Here is an 18,193-nt window from a genome sequence, read left to right as displayed (position 1 = left end):
CCGCGATCGCGCTTCCGGTCAAGTGTTTATGGGTTCCAGAGACTTCCATGCTTCGTCGCGTCGCCTTCTCCGCCGCGAGCCTCATCGCGCTCGCCGCCGCCGTCTCCGCCCATGCCGCCGACGCGCCGGCCCCGGCTTCGGACGCCGATACGGAAGTCTCCAAGGTCGTCATCACCGCCGCGCCCTACGCGGTCTCGTTGGATACCGTGACCAGCAGCGTCAACGTCATCACCCGCGACCAGCTGGACGTGGCGCCGCCGGCGGGGCTGGGCGACACCCTGAATGGCCAACCGGGCCTTCGCTCGACCTTCTACGGTCCTGGCGCCAGCCGCCCGGTGATCCGCGGCCTGTCGGGTCCGCGCGTCATGGTGCTTGAGAACGGCGTCGGCCAGGTCGACGCCTCGTCGCTGTCGCCCGACCACGCGGTGGCCTCTGACCCCGGTGAGGCCACGCGCGTCGAGGTGCTGCGCGGCCCTTCGACCCTGGCCTATGGCGGCTCGGGCATCGGCGGCGTGGTCAACGTCATCGACGAGCGCGTGCCCACCAGCCCCGCGCAGAACGGCTTCGAGGGCCGGCTCGCCGGCTCGGTCTCGTCGGTCGACGATGGCAAGGCGATCAACGGCTCGGCCAAGTTCGGCAAGGGCCCGCTGGTGTTCGCGATCGACGCCGATCACCGCGAGAGCAGCGATTACGATGTCCCGACCGCCCCGGTCTCCACGCGCTTGGCGCGCCGCGACGGCCTGACGCCCGACCCGGACAAGACCGTCAAGAACACCGACGTCGAGATGGACGCCTATGGCGCCGGCGTCTCCTACGTGCACGACAGCGGCTTCTTCGGGGTCTCGGTCAAGAAGACCGACACGACCTATGGCGTGCCGTACCAGCAGGTCCTGGCCCCGATCGACCCGAACGCCGAAGGGCCGGTCTCGATCCACCTGCAGCAGACCCGCTACGACCTGCGCGGCGAGCAGGAGGTCGACCTGGGTCCGTTCGACAAGATCCGTCTGTCGGTTGGCCACGCCAAGTACGAGCATGCCGAGGTCTCGGTCGAGGACGGCGAGGTGGGCACCCGCTTCCTGTCCGATGGCACGGAAGGCCGCCTCGAGCTGGTCCAGAAGGCGCGCGACGGCTGGCAGGGCGCGGTGGGCGTCCAGGCCCTGGAGCGCCACTTCTCGGCCATCGGTGACGAGGCCTTCGTGCCCTCGACCGACATCAAGGAGTACGGCGTCTTCACCCTGCAGCGCCTGGACAGGGGCGTCTGGGGCCTGGACGCGGGTCTGCGCTTCGACAGCCGCGAGCTGAAGACGGACTTCGCCAAGACGTCGTTCGACAACGTCTCGGCCTCGCTGGGCCTGTTCTACAAGCCGGCCGATCACCAGTTCGTGGCCCTGACCCTGTCGCGCAACGGCCGCGCTCCGACCGAGTTCGAGCTGTTCGCCGACGGCCCGCACCCGGGCACCGGCGGCTACGAGGTCGGTGACGCGGACCTGAAATCCGAGAAGGTGACCTCGCTGGAGGCGACCTATCGCTACACCGGCGAGCGCCTGCGGGTGGAGGGGCACCTGTGGGGCGCCCAGTACGACGGCTTCATCGAGGAGGCCCCGACCGGCGCGGTCAAGGACGACCTGCCAGTGTTCCAGTACTTCCAGACCGACGCCAAGTTCCACGGCGCCGAGCTGGAGACCTCGTACGTCGCCTGGCGCGGCGGCGAGAACGCGCTGAAGCTGGAAGGGGTCTATGACTATGTGCGCGGCAAGACCGACCTGGGCGCGCCCGCCCGCGTGCCGCCGTGGGCCCTGACCGGCCGCGTGGTCTGGAGCTCGCCGCGCCTGGACCTGCAGACCGAAGTGCGCCGGGTGGCCAGCCAGAACCGGGTGGCGACATTCGAACTGCCCACCGACGGCTACACCCAGGTCAACGCCATGGTCACCTTCAAGCCGGTGGCGGACTCGGCCCTTCGCCTGTTCGTCGACGGCCGCAACCTGACCAACGAGACGATCCGCGAGCATGCCTCATTCCTGAAGGACTTCGCGCCTTCGCCGGGCCGCTCGGTCCGCGCCGGTTTCGCCTGGCGCTTCTAGCGCCGGACGAAAGCATGGGTCCCCACCAGCCCCTCGGGGACCCGTCTCGCGCCGGGGCCTGGATGTCCTCCCCCCAATCCAGGCCCCGGACTGCTTGTCTTCGTTGCTCGCCGGGGGGTGATGGTCATGGGGTGCGAAGACTCCCGCCTGAGATGAATCCGAGGTCGGCGATCTGGTGATGGCAGCGGCCCAGATTGCCCGGTCTCGAAGGATCGGCTAGAACGCCGAGCCTTTGCGGTCGTCTTGAAGCGTTCGAGCGCCCGTTTTCTAATTCTGTCGTAGAGCTCTTCATGACCACGTCCCAGTCCGCCGGCGAGATCTCCGGCAACGTCCTGTTCTACAACTCGCCGGAGCCGCTGAACCGCGAGCAGCACGCCAAGCTGGCCCTGGTCCACAAGGACAAGCCGTACGGCTTCGCCGCCGCCGGCACCGCCGTGCCGCTGACGGTCTCGGAATTCGCCCCGGCCGCCCTGACCTTCCCGGTGATCTTCGCCGGCGACGACAAGGTTCCGCTGGCCGTGATGGGCCTGAACCAACAGGAAAACCTGTTCATCAACGCCGACGGCTCGGTCGAGACGAACGTCTACATCCCGGCCTACATCCGCCGCTATCCGTTCGTGCTGGCCAATGATGATACGCAAGACCGACTGATCGTCTGCATCGACACCGGTTCGGACCTGCTGAGCGAGAAGGGCCAGACCCCGCTGTTCGACGCCAAGGGCGAGCCGACCGAATACACCCAGAACTGCATCAAGTTCTGCGACGACTTCGAGGTCGAGCGCCGCCGCACCGACTCGTTCGTCCAGCTCCTGAAGGACCTGGATCTGTTCGAGCTGAAGAAGGCCACCTTCCAGCCGCAGGACGAAACCGGCGCTCCGGCCGGCGAGCCGGTCACCGTCGCCGAGTACTTCGGCGTCTCGGAAGAGAAGCTGAACGGCCTGTCGGCCGCCAAGCTGAAGGAACTGCAGGAAAACGGCGCCCTGGCCCAGATCTACGCGCACCTGGTGTCGCTGCTCGGTTGGGACCGCCTGATCAACAAAACCATGCTGAAGCAGGCCGAGGCCGCGAACCTGAACTAAGGTTCGGCGTCAGCTGAAGACGAGAGGGCGGCGGAGCTTCTGGCTTCGCCGCCCTTTTTCTTTGTCCGAGCCTACCGCGCGAAGATGCTGCGGGTCAGGCACGAGAAGACCAGGCGGCCGGCCTCGTCCAGCAGGTCGTGCTGGGCGATGACGATGCCCTTGCCCTCGCCGACCGGGTCCTTGCCCATCACCGTCATGCGGCCGCGCAGCAGCTCGCCGACGGGCGGGTTGCGCATCCAGCGCAGGGCGTCGACGCCCACGCGCTTGGTCTGCGGCCAGCCGGCGCTGGCTTCGCCGTCCAGCCGGGTCCAGATGGCGAAGACCATGCCGTCGGGCGCGCCGTTCTCGATCGGCCAGCCCGGCGCGAAGGCGGTGATGAAGGCCTCCAGCGCCTTATCGTCGACGGCGCGCGACCCCAGATTCACGACCTGGCCGATCTCGATGTCGTCGAACGCGGCGGGCATGGGCGGCTCCGGATGATTCTGTAGTCGACTGTCCGTCGCGACTTGAGCATTGTCGAGGGGAGGCTGGCGGGCCATGTGTTCGTCCGCGTTGTTTTCTGCCGAGCCCGCCGCCGATGTTTCTGAGAAAAGCCGTCCTCGCCCTGCAAGCCTTGCTGGCGGCGACCCTGCTGGCCGGCGCGGCCTTGGCGGGGCCCGTGGTCAATTCCGGGCACATCGAGTCCGAGCTGGTCGCCCAGGAAGCGGGGATCGCGCCGGGCGGCACGGTCTATGTCGCCCTGCGCCAGAAGATCATTCCCGGCTGGCACACCTATTGGCGCAACCCGGGCGATGCGGGCGAGGCGACCAAGATCGCCTGGACGCTGCCGCAAGGCTGGAGCGCCGGCGACATGGTCTGGCCGACGCCGATCAAGGCCAAGCTGGGCCCGCTGCTGGACTACGCCTATGAGGGCGAGGTCTTCATCCCCGTACCGATCAGCGCGCCGGCCGACGCCGAGGTCGGGACGACGATCAGCCTGAACGCCGCCGTCTCGTACCTGGTCTGCGAGCAGGTCTGCGTGCCCGAGGACGCCAAGCTGACCCTGCTGCTGCCGGTCGTGGCCGGCGCGCCGTCGGCCGATCCCAAGTGGGGCCCGATCGTCGCCGAGGTCCTGGCCAAGGCCCCCAAGCCCGCCGGCCTGAAGGCGGTATTCAAGCTGGACGGCCAGGCCCTGAAGCTGGCCGTCACCGGCGGCCCGCTGAAGGGCGCGGACATGGCGGGCGCCTACTTCTTCCCCTATTCGCCCAAGGTGATCGAGCACGCCGCCGAGCAGCTCATCGACCGCGGTCCCGAGGGCCTGACCCTGTCGCTGAAGCCGGGCTACGACTTCGTCGGCGGCGGGACGCCTCCGGTCGAGCTGCAAGGTGTGCTGAGCACCAAGGCCGGCGCCTGGGAGGTCACCGCCACGGCGGGCGAGCCGCCCGCGGTCGCCGCCGGCTTGGGCGCCCCTCCGGCCGAGACCGCGACCGACGCGGGCGGGGCCGTGGCAGGTGGTCTCGCGGGAGCGCTGGTCTTCGCCTTCCTGGGCGGCCTGATCCTGAACCTGATGCCCTGCGTCTTCCCGGTGCTGTCGATGAAGGCCGCCAGCCTGGCCGGCCACGCCCACGACGCGGGCAAGACCCGCCTTCAGGGCCTGGTGTTCCTGCTCGGCGTCGTGACCACCTTCCTGGCCCTGGCGGGTCTGCTGCTGGCCGTGCGGGCCGGCGGGGCGGCGGTGGGGTGGGGCTTCCAGCTGCAGTCGCCGATCGTCATCGCGGCCCTGGCCCTGCTGATGCTGCTGGTGGCCCTGAACATGTCGGGCGTCTTCGAGATCGGGACCTCGGTGCAGAACGTCGGCTCGGGCGCCTCGGCCCGGGACGGCGCGACCGGCGCGTTCTTCACCGGCGCCTTGGCTGTGGTGGTGGCCGCTCCCTGCACCGCGCCGTTCATGGCCGGCGCCCTGGGCTACGCCTTGACCCAGCCGGCCATCGTCTCGCTGGCGGTGTTCCTGGCGCTGGCGCTAGGCTTTGCCGCCCCGTTCGTGGCCGTGGCCTTCATCCCCGGCCTCCTGAAGCTGCTGCCGCGTCCCGGCGTTTGGATGGACGTGCTGAAGAAGGGCCTGGCCTTCCCGATGTACGGCGCGGCCCTGTGGCTGACCTGGGTGTTCGCCCAGCAGGCCGGCCCGATCGCCCTGGGCCAGGTGCTGGCCGCCGGCGTGCTGGCCGCCTTCGGGGCGTGGCTATACGGCCTGGCGCAGAGTCGCCGGGCGGTGGGCAAGCCCTCGACCGTCTCGACGATCGTCGGCCTTCTGGCGGTGGTCGCCGCCCTCGCCCTGGCCGCCTCGGCCGCCCTCGCGGCCAGGCCGCCCACCGCCGCGACGGCGTCGGCCGAAGCGCCGACCGGCCCCGGCCTGGTCGCCGAGACCTGGTCGCCCGAGAAGGTCGCCGAGTTGCGGGCCGCTGGCCGTCCGATCCTGGTCGACTTCACCGCCGCCTGGTGCGTGACCTGCCAGGTCAACGAGAAGGTCGCCCTGTCGGGTTCGAAGGTCGCCGAGGCCTTCAAAGCCAAGGACGCGGTCTATCTGAAGGCCGACTGGACCAACCGCGATCCGGTCATCGCCAAGGCCTTGGCTCAGTTCAATCGCGTCGGCGTGCCGCTGTACGTGGTCTATCCGAAGAACGGCGGCGAACCGGTGATCCTGCCCCAGCTGCTGACCGAGGGCCTGGTCATCGAGGCGATCGAGAAGGCGGGCGTCTGAGACGCTACTTCTTCTTGTCTCCGCCGAACGGCAGCCGTTCCTTGACCCTGTCGATCGGGGTCTTGGTCACGATGACCGGCGGCGGGATCACCGGCGCGGTCACCTTGACCGGATAGGCGCGCCAGCCGGTCTGGATCAGGGCGCTGAACCCCTGGCACCGGGGCAGGTAGCGGACCATGCCGGTGCGCGGCTTGGCGAACGGCGCGGGCTGGGCCAGGTCCTGGCGCTTGGGATCGACGAAACGCCAGTCGGTCGGCAGGCCGTAGCCCTTCTCGCCGCCCAGCCGCACAGCCTGATAGGCGATGTTGGCTTGGAACGACGGCACGCCGTACTTGACCATGGCCCGCAGGAAGATCTGGTCGGCCTCCTCGCGCTTGCCCGGCTCGCCGATCGTGTAGAGCCAGTCGTGGACGATGGCGGCCCGCGCCGTCGGGCCCTGCGGGTCGACGAAGCCCTGGCCGTACCAGGGCACGCTGGCGAAGTCGGTGACGTACCAGCGCGGCACGACGATCACCTTGCCGGTCTCGACGTCGCAATAGGGGAACTCGGCGTCCAGGGTGAACAGCTTGCGGCCGTCCTTGGTCTGGTTGAACAGCATGATCGGCTGCGGCGTCAGCGAGCTGGGCGGCACGGGCGCGACGACCGGCACGAAGACGGTGGTGTTGGTCTCGGTGGCGCAGGCCGCCAGGAGCAGGCCGGAGCCGACGACGGCGGCGAGGATCTTGGTGCGGGACATCGAGGCGGAGAGCAGCAGGGGGAGGGCGAAGGTCTTCTGGGCGCGGGGGGCCTTTCAATCAAGCAAGAATGGCGAAGTTTCGGCGATTGCGCGGAAGGCGGCATGTCCGGCTTTCGCCTCGGGTTTGGAGATATTGGTCGTTTCCGGAAAAAACGTCATTGGTCCGCCATGACGCGGCGGCGGCCGTTTGGTAAGCCGCGTTCGGTACACACCGATCCACCAAAAGGACGTCTCGCATGGCCGCTCTCGACACCGCCTGGAATCGCCTGGAAGCCGCCGCCAAGGCCGCGGGCGACAAGCGCATCGTCGAGTTCTTCGAGAGCGAGCCTGGAAGGCTCGACAGCCTCACCTTGGACGTCGCCGGCCTGCACCTGGACCTCTCCAAGCAGGCCTGGGACGAGGCCGGCCTGGAAGCCGCCCTGGACCTGGCCCACGCGGCCGATGTCGAAGGGGCCCGGGCCCGGATGTTCGGCGGCGAGGCGATCAATTCGTCCGAGGGCCGCGCCGTCCTGCACACCGCCCTTCGCGCCGCCGCCGACGCCGACTTCAAGGTCGGCGGGCAGTCCGTGATGGCCGAGGTTGACGGTGTCCGCCAGCGAATGAAGGCCTTCGCCGAGGCGGTCCGCTCCGGCGCGATCAAGGGCGCCACCGGCAAGCCGTTCAAGGCCATACTGCACATCGGCATCGGCGGCAGCGACCTGGGTCCCCGCCTGCTGTGGGACGCCCTGCGACCGGTGAAGCCGTCGATCCACCTGCGTTTCGTGGCGAACGTGGACGGCGCCGAGTTCGCCCTGACCACGGCCGACATGAACCCGGAAGAGACCCTGGTCATCGTGGTCTCCAAGACCTTCACCACGCAGGAGACCCTGGCCAACGCCAACGCCGCCCGCGCCTGGCTGGTCGATGCCCTGGGCGAAGCCGGCGCGAACCAGCACCTGGCCGCCATCTCGACCGCCCTGGACAAGACCGCCGCCTTCGGCGTGCCGGACGAGCGGGTGTTCGGCTTCTGGGACTGGGTCGGCGGCCGCTATTCGCTGTGGTCGTCGGTCAGCCTGTCGGTGGCCGTGGCGGCGGGGTGGGACGCCTTCCAGGGCTTCCTGGACGGTGGCGCGGCGATGGACGCGCACTTCAAGTCCGCGCCGCTGGACAAGAACGCCCCGGTGCTGGTCGCTCTGGCCCAGATCTTCAACCGCAACGGCCTGGACCGCCGGGCCCGCTCGGTCGTGCCGTACTCGCACCGCCTGCGCCGTCTGGCCTCGTTCCTCCAGCAGCTGGAGATGGAGAGCAACGGCAAGTCGGTCGGCCCGAACGGCCAGCCGGCCAAGCGCGGCACCGCCACGGTGGTGTTCGGCGACGAGGGCACCAATGTCCAGCACGCCTATTTCCAGTGCATGCACCAGGGCACGGACATCACGCCGATGGAGCTGATCGGCGTCGCCAAGTCGGACGAGGGCCCGGCCGGCATGCACGAGAAGCTGCTGTCGAACCTGCTGGCCCAGGCCGAGGCCTTCATGGTCGGCCGCACCACCGAAGACGTGGTCGCCGAGCTGACCGCCAAGGGCGTGTCCGAGGCCGAGATCGCCACCCTGGCCCCGCAGCGCACCTTCGCCGGCAACCGCCCCTCGACCCTGGTGGTGCTGGAGCGCCTGACGCCCCAGACCTTCGGCGCCCTGATCGCCCTCTACGAGCACAAGACCTTCGTCGAGGGCGTGATCTGGGGGATCAATTCCTTCGATCAGTGGGGCGTCGAGCTGGGCAAGGTGATGGCCGGTCGCATCCTGCCCGAGCTGGAAAGCGGCGCCAGCGGCCAGCACGACCCGTCGACGACCGCGCTGATCCAGCGGCTACGCAAGTAGCCGCCAAGGGGCCGTTCAGAACGTCTTCCTCACCCGCAGGCTGACGAACGTCCGCGGGTTGATGTCACGGTCCTCGACGAAGGCCACCGCCCGGTTCGGCGCGCGGTCGGCGAAGACCGTGCGGCGGATGGTGTAGTCGTCCCACAGGTTCAGCTGGGCGCGGATCGCCAGGGTCGGGGTCGGCTTGTACTCGGCGAAGGCCTCGTAATAGCCCGAGCCGCGCCAGACGTTGGTCTGGTCGACGTCGTAGGTGCCCTGGCCCAGCAGCGGCAGCCAGTTGATCCCCCACTGGGTCTTCCAGCGCACCAGGTCCTGTTGGAAGCCGATATTGGCCTGGGTCGGACGCACCTTGCTGATCGGCCGGTCCAGCCCGGTCGTCGGGTCCTTCACGTGGGTCTCGTTCCAGTCGTTCTTGAACGTGAAGCGGCCGCCCTTGATGCCGAACCGGTCGGTCGGCACCACGATGTTCAGCGACAGGCGGTCGAGCGTCGCGTCGCCGATATTGCCGGTCGCCGACAGGCCGCCGGGCAGGGGCAGGCGGTCGATCACGCCGATGATCTCGTCGTGGCGATAGCCGATCGAGACGATGCCCTCGCCCCAGAAGCGCCGCTCGTAGCTGATCTCGCTGATCCAGCGCTGCTCGGGCTTGAGGTCGACATTGCCGCCGTAGACGGTGCTGTCCTCCAGGTCCGACGAGGCGGCGAAGTCCTCGAAGTCCAGCTGGCCCAGCTCGCGCTCGAAGCGGAAGCGGACCTGATTGTTGGCCGCCGGCGTCCACGTCGCCAGGAAGCGGGGCTTGGCGTAGAAGAAGCTCTCTTTGTTCGACGCGTCGCCCGACTGCTTGATCGTCGAGGTCTCCAGCCGCAGGCCGCCCTCCAGGGTCAGCTTCGGGTTCACCCGCCAGGTGGCCTTGGTGAAGGCCTCGCCGCGCAGCTCCTCGACCTTGACCGAAGCCGAGGGCAGGACCACGGCCACGCCGCCGACGCTGTAGGCCTGGCGCACGTCCAGCATGTTGTAGGCGACCTCGCCGCCGGCCTCGAGGGTCAGGGCCCGCGAGACCTCGCCGCGCACCAGGCCGCGCAGGATCGACTCCGAGCTGTCGCCGTCCGCCGCGAAGCGCTGCTGGGCGTCCTTCACCCCCGACAGGGTCTGGTCGCCGGTCGAGACGTTGTCGAAGTCCTCGAAGCTGTGGATCGCCCGCGTCTCCAGCTTCCATTTCGGTGACAGCGGCCGGGTCCAGGTCAGGCCCAGTTCGCCGTCGTGGCTCTCCTCGGCATAGGCGCTGCGGCGGAACGCCGACGGCGAGCTCAGCTCCTGCCATTCCTGCCAGTCGTGGACGCCGTACTTGGCCGTGGCCTCCAGCTTGCCGCCGCCGACCGGGCCGACGAAGTTGCCGCGGATCGAGCGTCCGCCGCCCCAGCCGTCGTTCAGATAGGCCTCGTCGCGGATCAGCGCGCCCGTCCCGTCGTGGCGGACGTTGCGGCCCGCCCCGTTGCTGTCGCTGGTCGAGGTGCCGTCGCTCAAGGTCACGCCCCAGCTGCGGTCGCCGTTGGTGGCGGTGAACTGGTAGCTGCCGCCATAGACGTCGTGGCCGCCGTCGAACAGCATGGCGTTCCAGGTCAGGATCGACTGGTGGCTGACGCCCTTCTTCAGCACCACGTTCACGACCACGGCGTAGCCCTGCATGTCGACGCCCGGGGCCCCGCCGCGGATCAGCTCGATGCGCTCGACGCGGTTGGCGGGCGTCCGCGACAGCACGTTCGAGCCGGTGTCGTTCTTGGAGGCCGGGCGGCCGCCGTTGATCAGGATGTTGCCGACCGCGCCCTCGAAGCCCCGGGCCCCGGTGCCGTCGTCGACGTCGAAGCCCGGCACGCGGTCGACCATGTCCAGGGCGGTGTTCGGGCGCTGGGCGGCGAAGAAGTCGGGGGTGAAGACCAGCACCCCGCGCTGGGCGGTGTCGTCGGCGGGCGCCGGGCTTCCCTGGGCGCCGGACGCCGGAACCTGGGCGGCGGCGTCGCCGGCGAAAGCCTCGCTCGCGGCCCCACCGGCCAGCAGAAGCGTGGCCGCGGTGGCCAGCAAGATGGTCTTGGTCATACTGTTCCCCTCAGTGAGGAGAGGTCTGACCGCCGCGCCCGTTCATCTCAAGTTACAAGGCGGAAAGGTGGGTTACTTCGCGGACACATTACACGGGGTTCATGTTCCTATACGGCGAGGCTTGTGGATAAGTCTGGCGAGACGTCAGGTTAGACTTAAGAATTCGTGTATAGGGCGGCGCTCATCAGAGGTCGTCCAACGGATCTTCGAACGAGGCGGGCGCCGGCGGCAGCGCGTTGAGCTCGGCCCGCAGCGTCTGGTGACGCTCCCAGGCGTCTCGCCGCAGGATTTCCAGCTGCATCCTGACGTTCTCACGGAGGATTTGCAGCGCGGAGCTCTCGGCGGTGACGGGCCGGGCTTCGGCGGCGGGGGCGGCCTTGGTTTTCGGATTGCGTCTGGGCATGGAGGCTTCCTCGGGTTTGCGCGTGCGGCGACGGTCTTCCGCCGGGAAAGCCGGCGGGCTGGGGAGGCGGCGGAGCGTCCGGGCCGCGCCCGGAGGTTTGGATAGGAGATACCGTTTCGACGTGAACCGGGCGCTCCGCGCGGTCGTTGATGCGGAAGCCCTCGGGGCGCGGGGTATTGATCCGCTCCCGATGAGAGGCCTCCGGCGGTCGGGAGGGAAGCGACCCTCCCGGACCGCGCGGGGGATTTCAGCCCGCGCCTGGCGCGCCGTCGAAGCCGTCGCCGCCAGCCTTTCGTCCCGATGTTTCAGGGAGCCCGTGCTGGATCCGTCGCGGCGGCGCCTCTCCGAAACGAAGAGGCCGACAAGCGCTACCCGCTCGACCACCCCCACCGCCCGTCAGGTCGCCAGCTGGACGGCCTCCCCTGCGGTGGGGCGAAGACAAGTATGGGGGCCGGTTTGAACGCGGATCATTCAGCGGGGCGTAAAAGTGAGAAGGCGTTGATTTCGTTGGGTTCGATGTCGCGAACGCCGAGGACAGAGCGGCCTCAATCCCCGTCGTTTCACCCAAAACACCGTCTCCCCGGCGAAAGCCGGGGCCCAGATCGAACCCAAGGGCGCGGGCGATCTATCCCGACCGCCCGATCGCGAACACCCCAGACGCTCAGGCTGAATCTGGGCCCCGGCTTTCGCCGGGGAGGCGGGTGTAGTTGCGCGGGGGCTTTCGGCCCACCGCCAGCACTTCTCCTCCCCCGCGTCGCGGGGGAGGTGGCCCAGAGGGCGGGAGGGGGCGCTCACCGCCCTGGCCGCCTTGGCCCCTCCCGCCGCCCGACCTCCGCGAGGTCGGCGCCGTCCTTACATCTCTTGGAGGCTGCAGCGTGCAGGGCTGTTCAGGTCAGTCAAGGACGACGCTTCGCGTCGCCGCGCGGCGGCCGCCCGGAGGGCGGTCCTTGAGTGACCTGATCAGCCCTGCGATCGTCTCGCCGTGAGATGTAAGGGGTCACTGCGCGACTTTGGCGCAAAACTGCGCTACTGTTAAGCTTGACAAGATCGGGATAAGGTCGTCGGGCACTCGTGGGACCAAAGATCTGAATGGCCAATCTAACGGTTTCGGACCCCGCTCGTCCTACAATCAATATTCAATGGGACTGGTCCCAGATTTTCGAGGCTGAGGTTGGCTCAGGCTCTGCTGTCATCGTGTCAGGCCGAGAGGTCAGCGACTATGCGCGGGCGTTGAGAGAGGAGGTGCGCCATCGCGGCGGATTTCTCATCGAGGATCGCTCCGATATCGAGACAATACTGCGCCGCGTTGAATCAGCTCGAGCAAATATAAGTCTGCAACTCTCCCACTCTGTCGATGATCGCATAGCCGGACGCTTCGCTATTGCTCAACGAAAGGGCGCTGCTTCGAATTGGAGCATTGAAGACTACCATCAGAGACTTCTGTTTGATGATAAGTATTTCAGGGAATTTCAAGTTTTCAAAGCGGCTATCGACAATGCCGTTGCCGCAATCGATCGCGGAATAATATTCTATCCCGCGCACGTAGCTCAAAGTTCATATTTTAGACTATTCCTTCCTCTCATTATAAAAGAATGCAAGTCGGCTCTTTGGATAATTTATTCCTCTGGAAGGGTGGAGGAGTTATCGGAATTTTTTCAGGTTGAGCGTGAATATATTGATAAGTCTTCTGTGATTAATGCTCTTGGGGAGATATTCAAACTTGACTCGAGCAGTATAGATATAATTCTGGCAAAAAGCGAAGATTTTGCTCGATTTTCCACCGGGGCCGAAGGTTTTACCGAGGCCGAAATGTTCCGGTTCATCAAGTGGGCGCATAATTTTATTGTGAGGCAAGCGGGGGAGTTCCTTCCACGGGTCCCTCTAGCTCATGCTGCTCCGATCGAGTTTGAAATTGTCAGGCATAAGATTACGGCGACAGATGAGAAGGTCGTAACAAGTCTCCGAAGGCCTATAATAGACGGCATAGTTGAAGAGCTGGTTCATCAGGTAGATGATGTTCCGAAGCATTTCAATCTTCACAACATGGCTCCGGCCTGCAACACGAAATTGATGCGTGTTCGAGAACATTTGGTGGAGATCCGAGATGAAGGCCTTAGTGAAACACGTGTCCTCAAGCTTGGAATAAGGACGCAGGCATGCCGGGAGCATCTGAGATTCGAGGTGGAGAATCTCGATCGGCCCGCCGAAGGTGCAATTCATACTGCTTTAGCACAAATAGAGGGGTTTGTTGCGCGCTTCACTGAATGGCGTAGCTATGTTCAGGATGGGGACCTCGGCAGCGCGGATCGCGTTGCTGAAAATGATCTCGGTCCGGCGATTAATGTTCTTGAAGGATTTAATGCGCCTCAAATAGTTGATGAAAAAGGATCCGTTGCTCTTAGCCGAGCCATATATGAAGCTAAATCCGATGCCACTACAAATGTGGAGCGTCGGGGCGTTCTTCGTGTTTTGCACAACCTAGTTTCTAAGGCATTTTCCAGTCTTAAAGATGCAATATCCGATGACTGGGGCAAGAACGCTAGTAAACTATTTTATATGGTCCTCGTTAGGGTGGTGTTGGCCTTAGAGGCTGCATTTAAAGTCTTGGCGGACCAGCACCCTTTGATGTTTGGTTGGACTGCAGCATTTATAACTTGGGTGCGAACCTTCGCTTCGAAATAGTTCGAAGGCGGTCCCGGTAAGTTCGGTCACACACTCCCCCTTCCCCCGCCCGCCCACATCCGCTAAACCCCCCACCGCAATGACCCGCACGCCGCACCATCACGGCCAGCACCACCATCCGACCTCGCCTCGCGGGATCGGCCGGGTCCGCGCGCTCTAAGCCGAGCGACCCAGCCAGAGCCCCGCGGAGCGCGTCCCGCGGAGGTGGCTTCCGGCTCCGCGACCAGGACGCGCTCCCAACTTACATAGCCGACGCCCTTCCGAAGGAAGGGCTAGGCGGATGGGGCTTGGCTCAAGCGCCATCCGTCGAAGCCTAGAAGACCTTAGGACCGACGCCGATGACCGACGATACGACCACCGAAAACACCACCGACTTCCGCCCCGAGGCGCGCGCCCCGCGCGGCTTCGCCGACAAGCGCGCCCGCGACCTGCGGGCCGAGCGGGCGATCCTGGAGGCGGTGTCGGCGGTCTATGAGCGCTACGGCTTCGAGGCGCTGGACACCGGGGCGTTCGAATATGCCGACGCCCTGGGCAAGTTCCTGCCCGACAGCGACCGGCCCAACGAGGGCGTCTTCGCCTTGCAGGACGATGACGACCAGTGGATGGCGCTGCGCTACGACCTGACCGCGCCGCTGGCGCGGTTCGCCGCCCAGAACTGGGAGACCCTGGCCAAGCCGTTCCGCCGCTACGCCTTCGGACCGGTGTGGCGCAACGAGAAGCCGGGGCCGGGGCGCTTCCGCCAGTTCATCCAGTGCGACGCCGACACGGTGGGCTCGGCCCGTCCTGAGGCCGACGCCGAGATCATCGCCATGGCGGTCGAGGGGCTGGAGGCGGCCGGCCTGCCGCGCGGCGCGGCGGTGCTGAAGATCAACAATCGCAAGCTGCTGAACGGCCTCTTGACCGCCGCGGGCGCCGACAGCGCCGGCCAGAAGCTGGCCGTGCTGCGGGCGGTCGACAAGCTGGACCGCCTGGGCGTCGACGGCGTGCGCCTGTTGCTGGGCGAGGGCCGCCTGGACGAGAGCGGCGACTTCACCAAGGGCGCGGGCCTGAAGGGCAAGGCGATCGACTCGGTGCTCGATTTTGTTCAAGCCGGAGCCGGCGGCCGCTCCGCGACCTTGGACAACATCGCCAAGGTCGTCGCCGGCTCGGCCGAGGGCGACGAGGGCCTCTTGGAGCTGTCGCGGATCGACGCGGCCCTGACCAGCCTGGGCATCGCCGACGACCAGGCCTTCATCGATCCGTCGATCGTCCGGGGGCTGGAATACTACACCGGCGCGGTGTTCGAGGCCGAACTGCTGCTGTCGACCACGGACGAGAAGGGGAACAAGGTCTCGTTCGGCTCGATCGGCGGCGGCGGGCGCTATGACGACCTGGTGGCGCGGTTCACCGGCAATGTGACGCCGGCGACGGGCTTCTCGTTCGGGGTGTCGCGCCTGGCGGCGGCGCTGCGGGCGGCGGGCCGCGAGCCGGGCGGCGTGGCGCGCGGGCCGGTGGTGGTGATCACCTTCGACCAGGCGCACATGCCCGAGTACTTCTCCGTGGTCGGACAGCTGCGCGCGGCGGGCATCCCGGCCGAGGTCTATCTGGGGACCTCGGGCATGAAGCCGCAGATGAAATACGCCGACCGCCGCAACGCGCCGGCCGTGGTCATGCTGGGCGGCGACGAGATCGCCGCCGGCACGGTGACCATCAAGGACCTGGACGCCGGCCGTATGGCCGCCGAGGGGCTGGCCGACAACGCCGCCTGGAAGGCCGAGCGTCCGGGCCAGCAGACCATCCCGCGCGACCAGCTGGTCGCCGCGGTTCGCAAGATCATCGGGGGCTAAGGACTTGAGGCTCGAGCGTTCCATTCCGGCGGAGGCGCTCGACGCCATCCGCGCCCCCTTGCTGGCGGCCGGCGCCGTGGCGACCGACGCGCCGGTGCTGCAGCCGCTGGGCGTGCTGCTGGACCTGACCGGCGAAGCGATGCGCTCGCGGCTGTTCGTCGTCTCGGGCGATGGCGGCGAGGAGGCGGCCCTGCGGCCCGACTTCACCGTGGCCGTGGCCCGGCAGCACTTTGCGAATGGCGGGGGCGCGGGCCGCTACCGCTACGAGGGCAAGGCGTTCCGCGTCGCCCCGCGCGGCTCGGACCGGGCCGAGGAGTTCCTGCAGATCGGCGTCGAGGCCTTCGAAGCGGGCGACCCCGTGGCCGCCGACGCCGAGATCGCCGCTCTTGCCTGGGCGTCTTCCGCCGCTGGCGGACGCGCGGATCTCTCCCTGATCCTGGGCGACGTCTCGCTGTTCGCCGCCTTCGTCGACAGCCTGGACCTGGCCGCGCCCCTGGCCGCGCGGCTGAAGCGGTCGTTCGCCAAGCCGCGCCAGCTGAAGGCCGAGCTGGACGGCGACGTGGACGCGCCCACCGGTGAACAGTCGCGCATCGCCGCCCTACTGGCCGGGTTGCCGGAGGCCGAGGCCTCGGCGGTGCTGCAGGAGCTGTGGTCCCTGGCCGGCATCGAGCCCGTCGGCGGACGCCGCCCCGCCGAGATCGCCCACCGCCTGGTCGAGCGCGCCGAGGCCGCCAGGGCCGGCCGTCTGGATCCGGAGCAGGCCGCCAAGGTCCGCGCCTTCCTGGCCGTCTCGGATCGTCCGGAGGCCGCGCTGGACGCCATCGCGTCCCTGGCGGGCCCCAATGACGGGAGCTTGAAGGCCGCCATCGCCGGCTGGCGCGCGCGCCTGGCCGGTCTGGCCGTTCGGAGCGTACCGTTGGACAAGGTGACCCTGGCCGCCGCCTTCGGCCGCGCCTTCGGCTATTACGACGGCTATCTGTTCGAGGTCCGCTCTGAAGCGCTTGGCGCTGAGCGGCCGCTGGCCGCTGGCGGCCGCTACGACGGCCTGCCGTCCAAGCTCGGCGTCTCCGCCACCAACACCGGCGCGGTGGGCTTCATGGTCCGTCCGGCGCGCGCCTATGCGGGAGGCGGCGAATGAGCGGCTCACCTATGATCTTCGCCATTCCCTCCAAGGGCCGCCTGAAGGACCAGGTCGAGGCCTGGCTCGCCGAGTGCGGCTTCAAGCTGGAAATGACGGGCGGCGCGCGCGGCTATTCGGCCGAGCTGGCCGGCCTGCCCGGCGTCTCGGTGCGGCTGCTGTCGGCCGGCGACATCGCCGCGGGCCTGGACAGCGGCGAGCTGCACCTGGGCGTCACCGGCGAGGACCTGCTGCGCGAGCGCGGCGACGACATGGACAGCCGGGTCATGCTGCTGCGGGCCCTGGGCTTCGGCCGCGCCGACCTGGTGGTGACCGCGCCCAAGAGCTGGCTGGACGTCGACACCATGGCCGATGTCGACGCGGTCGGCCATGCGCACCTGGCCCGCACCGGCCGTCGCCTGCGGGTGGCGACCAAGTACGTCACCCAGACCCGGGCCTTCTTCGCCCGCCATGGGGTGGCCGACTACCGCATCGTCGAGAGCAGCGGCGCGACCGAAGGGGCACCGGCCGCCGGCGCGGCGGAACTGGTCGTCGACATCACCACCACCGGCGCGACCCTGGCGGCCAACGGTCTGAAGATCCTGGCGGACGGCGTGATCCTGAAGAGCCAGGCCCAGCTGACCGCCTCGCTGATCGCGGCCTGGTCGCCCGAGCAGCTGGCCGCCCTGCGGCGCATGCTGTCGGTGGTCGAGGCCAAGGGCCGGGCCGGCAAGCTGGCGACCCTGGTCTGGCCGGCCGAGCAGGACGCGGCGGGGCAGGCGGCCGTGGCCGCTTTCGTAGCCAAGGGCGGCTCGCGCCGGGCCAACGGCGCCCTGCTGGCGACCGGCGACCTGTTCGACGCCGCCGCCGCCCTGGCCGCCGCCGGAGTCGAGCCGGTGACCGTGTCGCGTCCGGACTATGTGTTCGAGTCGCGGTCGGCGGTGCTGGATCGCTTCGCCGACAGTCTGAAGGGATCGTTGGGAAAGTAAGTTTTGACATATATGTCAAATATCGGCGCGGTAACCGGTGGTAACTTCGACTTTCGGGTCCAAACTACGCCTTCCGCGTCAAAAATCTGGCGAACCCGTTGCGAAAAAGGGTTTTGATGCGTTGACACCGTCATGAATTTGACGTTTCTAGACACTGCAAGGACGAAACGAGCCCAACAGAGAGCTCCCGTTCTTCGGCGTTTCGGGGAGGAAACGCCCGCCTAGATCGAATGATCGAGAAAATAGCCAGCCCGTCGCGATTATCCCCCGCGGCGGGTTTGGTGTATCTGGGCCATGGCAAAGCTATTTGACGGATCTGTCAAAAACGTTCTGCGGCGCGGGTAGCGCTTCCGGGCGCGATCCCGCCGGCGAACGGCCGCCTGCTGGCCGACGGCGAGTGCGTCTACACCGCGACGGATCTGAAGGTCGGGATGATCGCGGGGTAAAGGGCGGTCGTCGAGGGCGGCAAGCCCAGGCCGGGGGCGGGCGGCATTCCCTAGGGTAAAGTTTTGTCAGAGTATAGGGCGGCATCGAGTCATGACCGCGAGGCGACTCACGCGAAGCTTTTGACGCGCGTGCGATCACGCACGTCA

At 67.6% G+C, this 18,193-nt stretch carries 12 protein-coding genes; 8 read left to right on the top strand and 4 right to left on the bottom strand.

Translation table 11 applies throughout. From position 1 onward, the window contains the following. The first annotated feature begins 47 nt into the window (after positions 1-47). Together MZV50_RS24765 and MZV50_RS24760 are read left to right on the top strand one after the other, a co-directional pair. The gene (locus tag MZV50_RS24765) at positions 48-2,081 is read left to right on the top strand and encodes a TonB-dependent receptor (RefSeq protein ID WP_252631994.1); all 2,034 of its coding nucleotides are present in this window, start codon (positions 48-50) and stop codon (positions 2,079-2,081) included. Between the two features lie 290 nt (positions 2,082-2,371). Further along, positions 2,372-3,160: a SapC family protein gene (locus tag MZV50_RS24760; RefSeq protein ID WP_252631993.1), complete on the top strand. Its 789-nt coding sequence runs from the start codon at positions 2,372-2,374 to the stop codon at positions 3,158-3,160. Positions 3,161-3,231: 71 nt separating this feature from the next. Here the strand turns inward: MZV50_RS24760 and MZV50_RS24755 are convergent, their stop codons facing one another. Beyond that, positions 3,232-3,624: an acyl dehydratase gene (locus MZV50_RS24755; protein WP_252631992.1), complete on the bottom strand. Its 393-nt coding sequence runs from the start codon at positions 3,622-3,624 to the stop codon at positions 3,232-3,234. A gap of 113 nt (positions 3,625-3,737) precedes the next feature. Here MZV50_RS24755 and MZV50_RS24750 point away from each other — a divergent pair, with 113 nt between their 5' ends. Then, on the top strand, positions 3,738-5,897 hold the full coding sequence (locus tag MZV50_RS24750) for a protein-disulfide reductase DsbD family protein (protein ID WP_252631991.1): 2,160 nt from the start codon (positions 3,738-3,740) through the stop codon (positions 5,895-5,897). A 4-nt stretch (positions 5,898-5,901) separates the two neighbouring features. On the opposite strand, the gene MZV50_RS24745 is transcribed toward MZV50_RS24750, so the two are convergent. Next, positions 5,902-6,648 (bottom strand): DUF1353 domain-containing protein, encoded by a 747-nt coding sequence (locus MZV50_RS24745; protein ID WP_252635312.1) that lies wholly within the window; start codon positions 6,646-6,648, stop codon positions 5,902-5,904. A 221-nt stretch (positions 6,649-6,869) separates the two neighbouring features. Between MZV50_RS24745 and pgi the strand changes: the two genes are divergently transcribed. Next, the gene (gene pgi / locus MZV50_RS24740; protein WP_252631990.1) at positions 6,870-8,489 is read left to right on the top strand and encodes a glucose-6-phosphate isomerase; all 1,620 of its coding nucleotides are present in this window, start codon (positions 6,870-6,872) and stop codon (positions 8,487-8,489) included. Between the two features lie 15 nt (positions 8,490-8,504). Here pgi and MZV50_RS24735 read toward each other — a convergent pair whose 3' ends face one another. Together MZV50_RS24735 and MZV50_RS24730 are read right to left on the bottom strand one after the other, a co-directional pair. Continuing rightward, positions 8,505-10,583 (bottom strand): TonB-dependent receptor plug domain-containing protein, encoded by a 2,079-nt coding sequence (locus MZV50_RS24735; protein ID WP_252631989.1) that lies wholly within the window; start codon positions 10,581-10,583, stop codon positions 8,505-8,507. Positions 10,584-10,767: 184 nt separating this feature from the next. Beyond that, the gene (locus MZV50_RS24730; RefSeq protein ID WP_252631988.1) at positions 10,768-10,986 is read right to left on the bottom strand and encodes a hypothetical protein; all 219 of its coding nucleotides are present in this window, start codon (positions 10,984-10,986) and stop codon (positions 10,768-10,770) included. Between the two features lie 1,089 nt (positions 10,987-12,075). Here MZV50_RS24730 and MZV50_RS24725 point away from each other — a divergent pair. The 4 genes from MZV50_RS24725 to hisG all read left to right on the top strand — a co-directional run bounded on the left by MZV50_RS24725 (position 12,076) and on the right by hisG (position 17,600). Further along, a complete protein-coding gene (locus MZV50_RS24725) occupies positions 12,076-13,668 on the top strand; it encodes a hypothetical protein (protein WP_252631987.1) in 1,593 nt (530 codons plus the stop codon). A gap of 338 nt (positions 13,669-14,006) precedes the next feature. Beyond that, on the top strand, positions 14,007-15,494 hold the full coding sequence (gene hisS, locus MZV50_RS24720) for a histidine--tRNA ligase (protein ID WP_252631986.1): 1,488 nt from the start codon (positions 14,007-14,009) through the stop codon (positions 15,492-15,494). A gap of 4 nt (positions 15,495-15,498) precedes the next feature. Continuing rightward, on the top strand, positions 15,499-16,632 hold the full coding sequence (locus MZV50_RS24715; RefSeq protein ID WP_252631985.1) for an ATP phosphoribosyltransferase regulatory subunit: 1,134 nt from the start codon (positions 15,499-15,501) through the stop codon (positions 16,630-16,632). Then, complete coding sequence (gene hisG, locus MZV50_RS24710) at positions 16,629-17,600, top strand: ATP phosphoribosyltransferase (RefSeq protein WP_252631984.1); 972 nt, start codon at positions 16,629-16,631, stop codon at positions 17,598-17,600. The genes MZV50_RS24715 and hisG overlap by 4 nt, the downstream gene beginning before the upstream one ends. Positions 17,601-18,193 lie beyond the last annotated feature (593 nt).

Origin of the sequence: Caulobacter segnis (assembly GCF_023935105.1) — a bacterium.
In the GTDB taxonomy this organism is placed as follows: Bacteria; Pseudomonadota; Alphaproteobacteria; order Caulobacterales; family Caulobacteraceae; genus Caulobacter; species Caulobacter segnis_B.
This window is presented reverse-complemented; position numbering and strand designations above follow the sequence as displayed.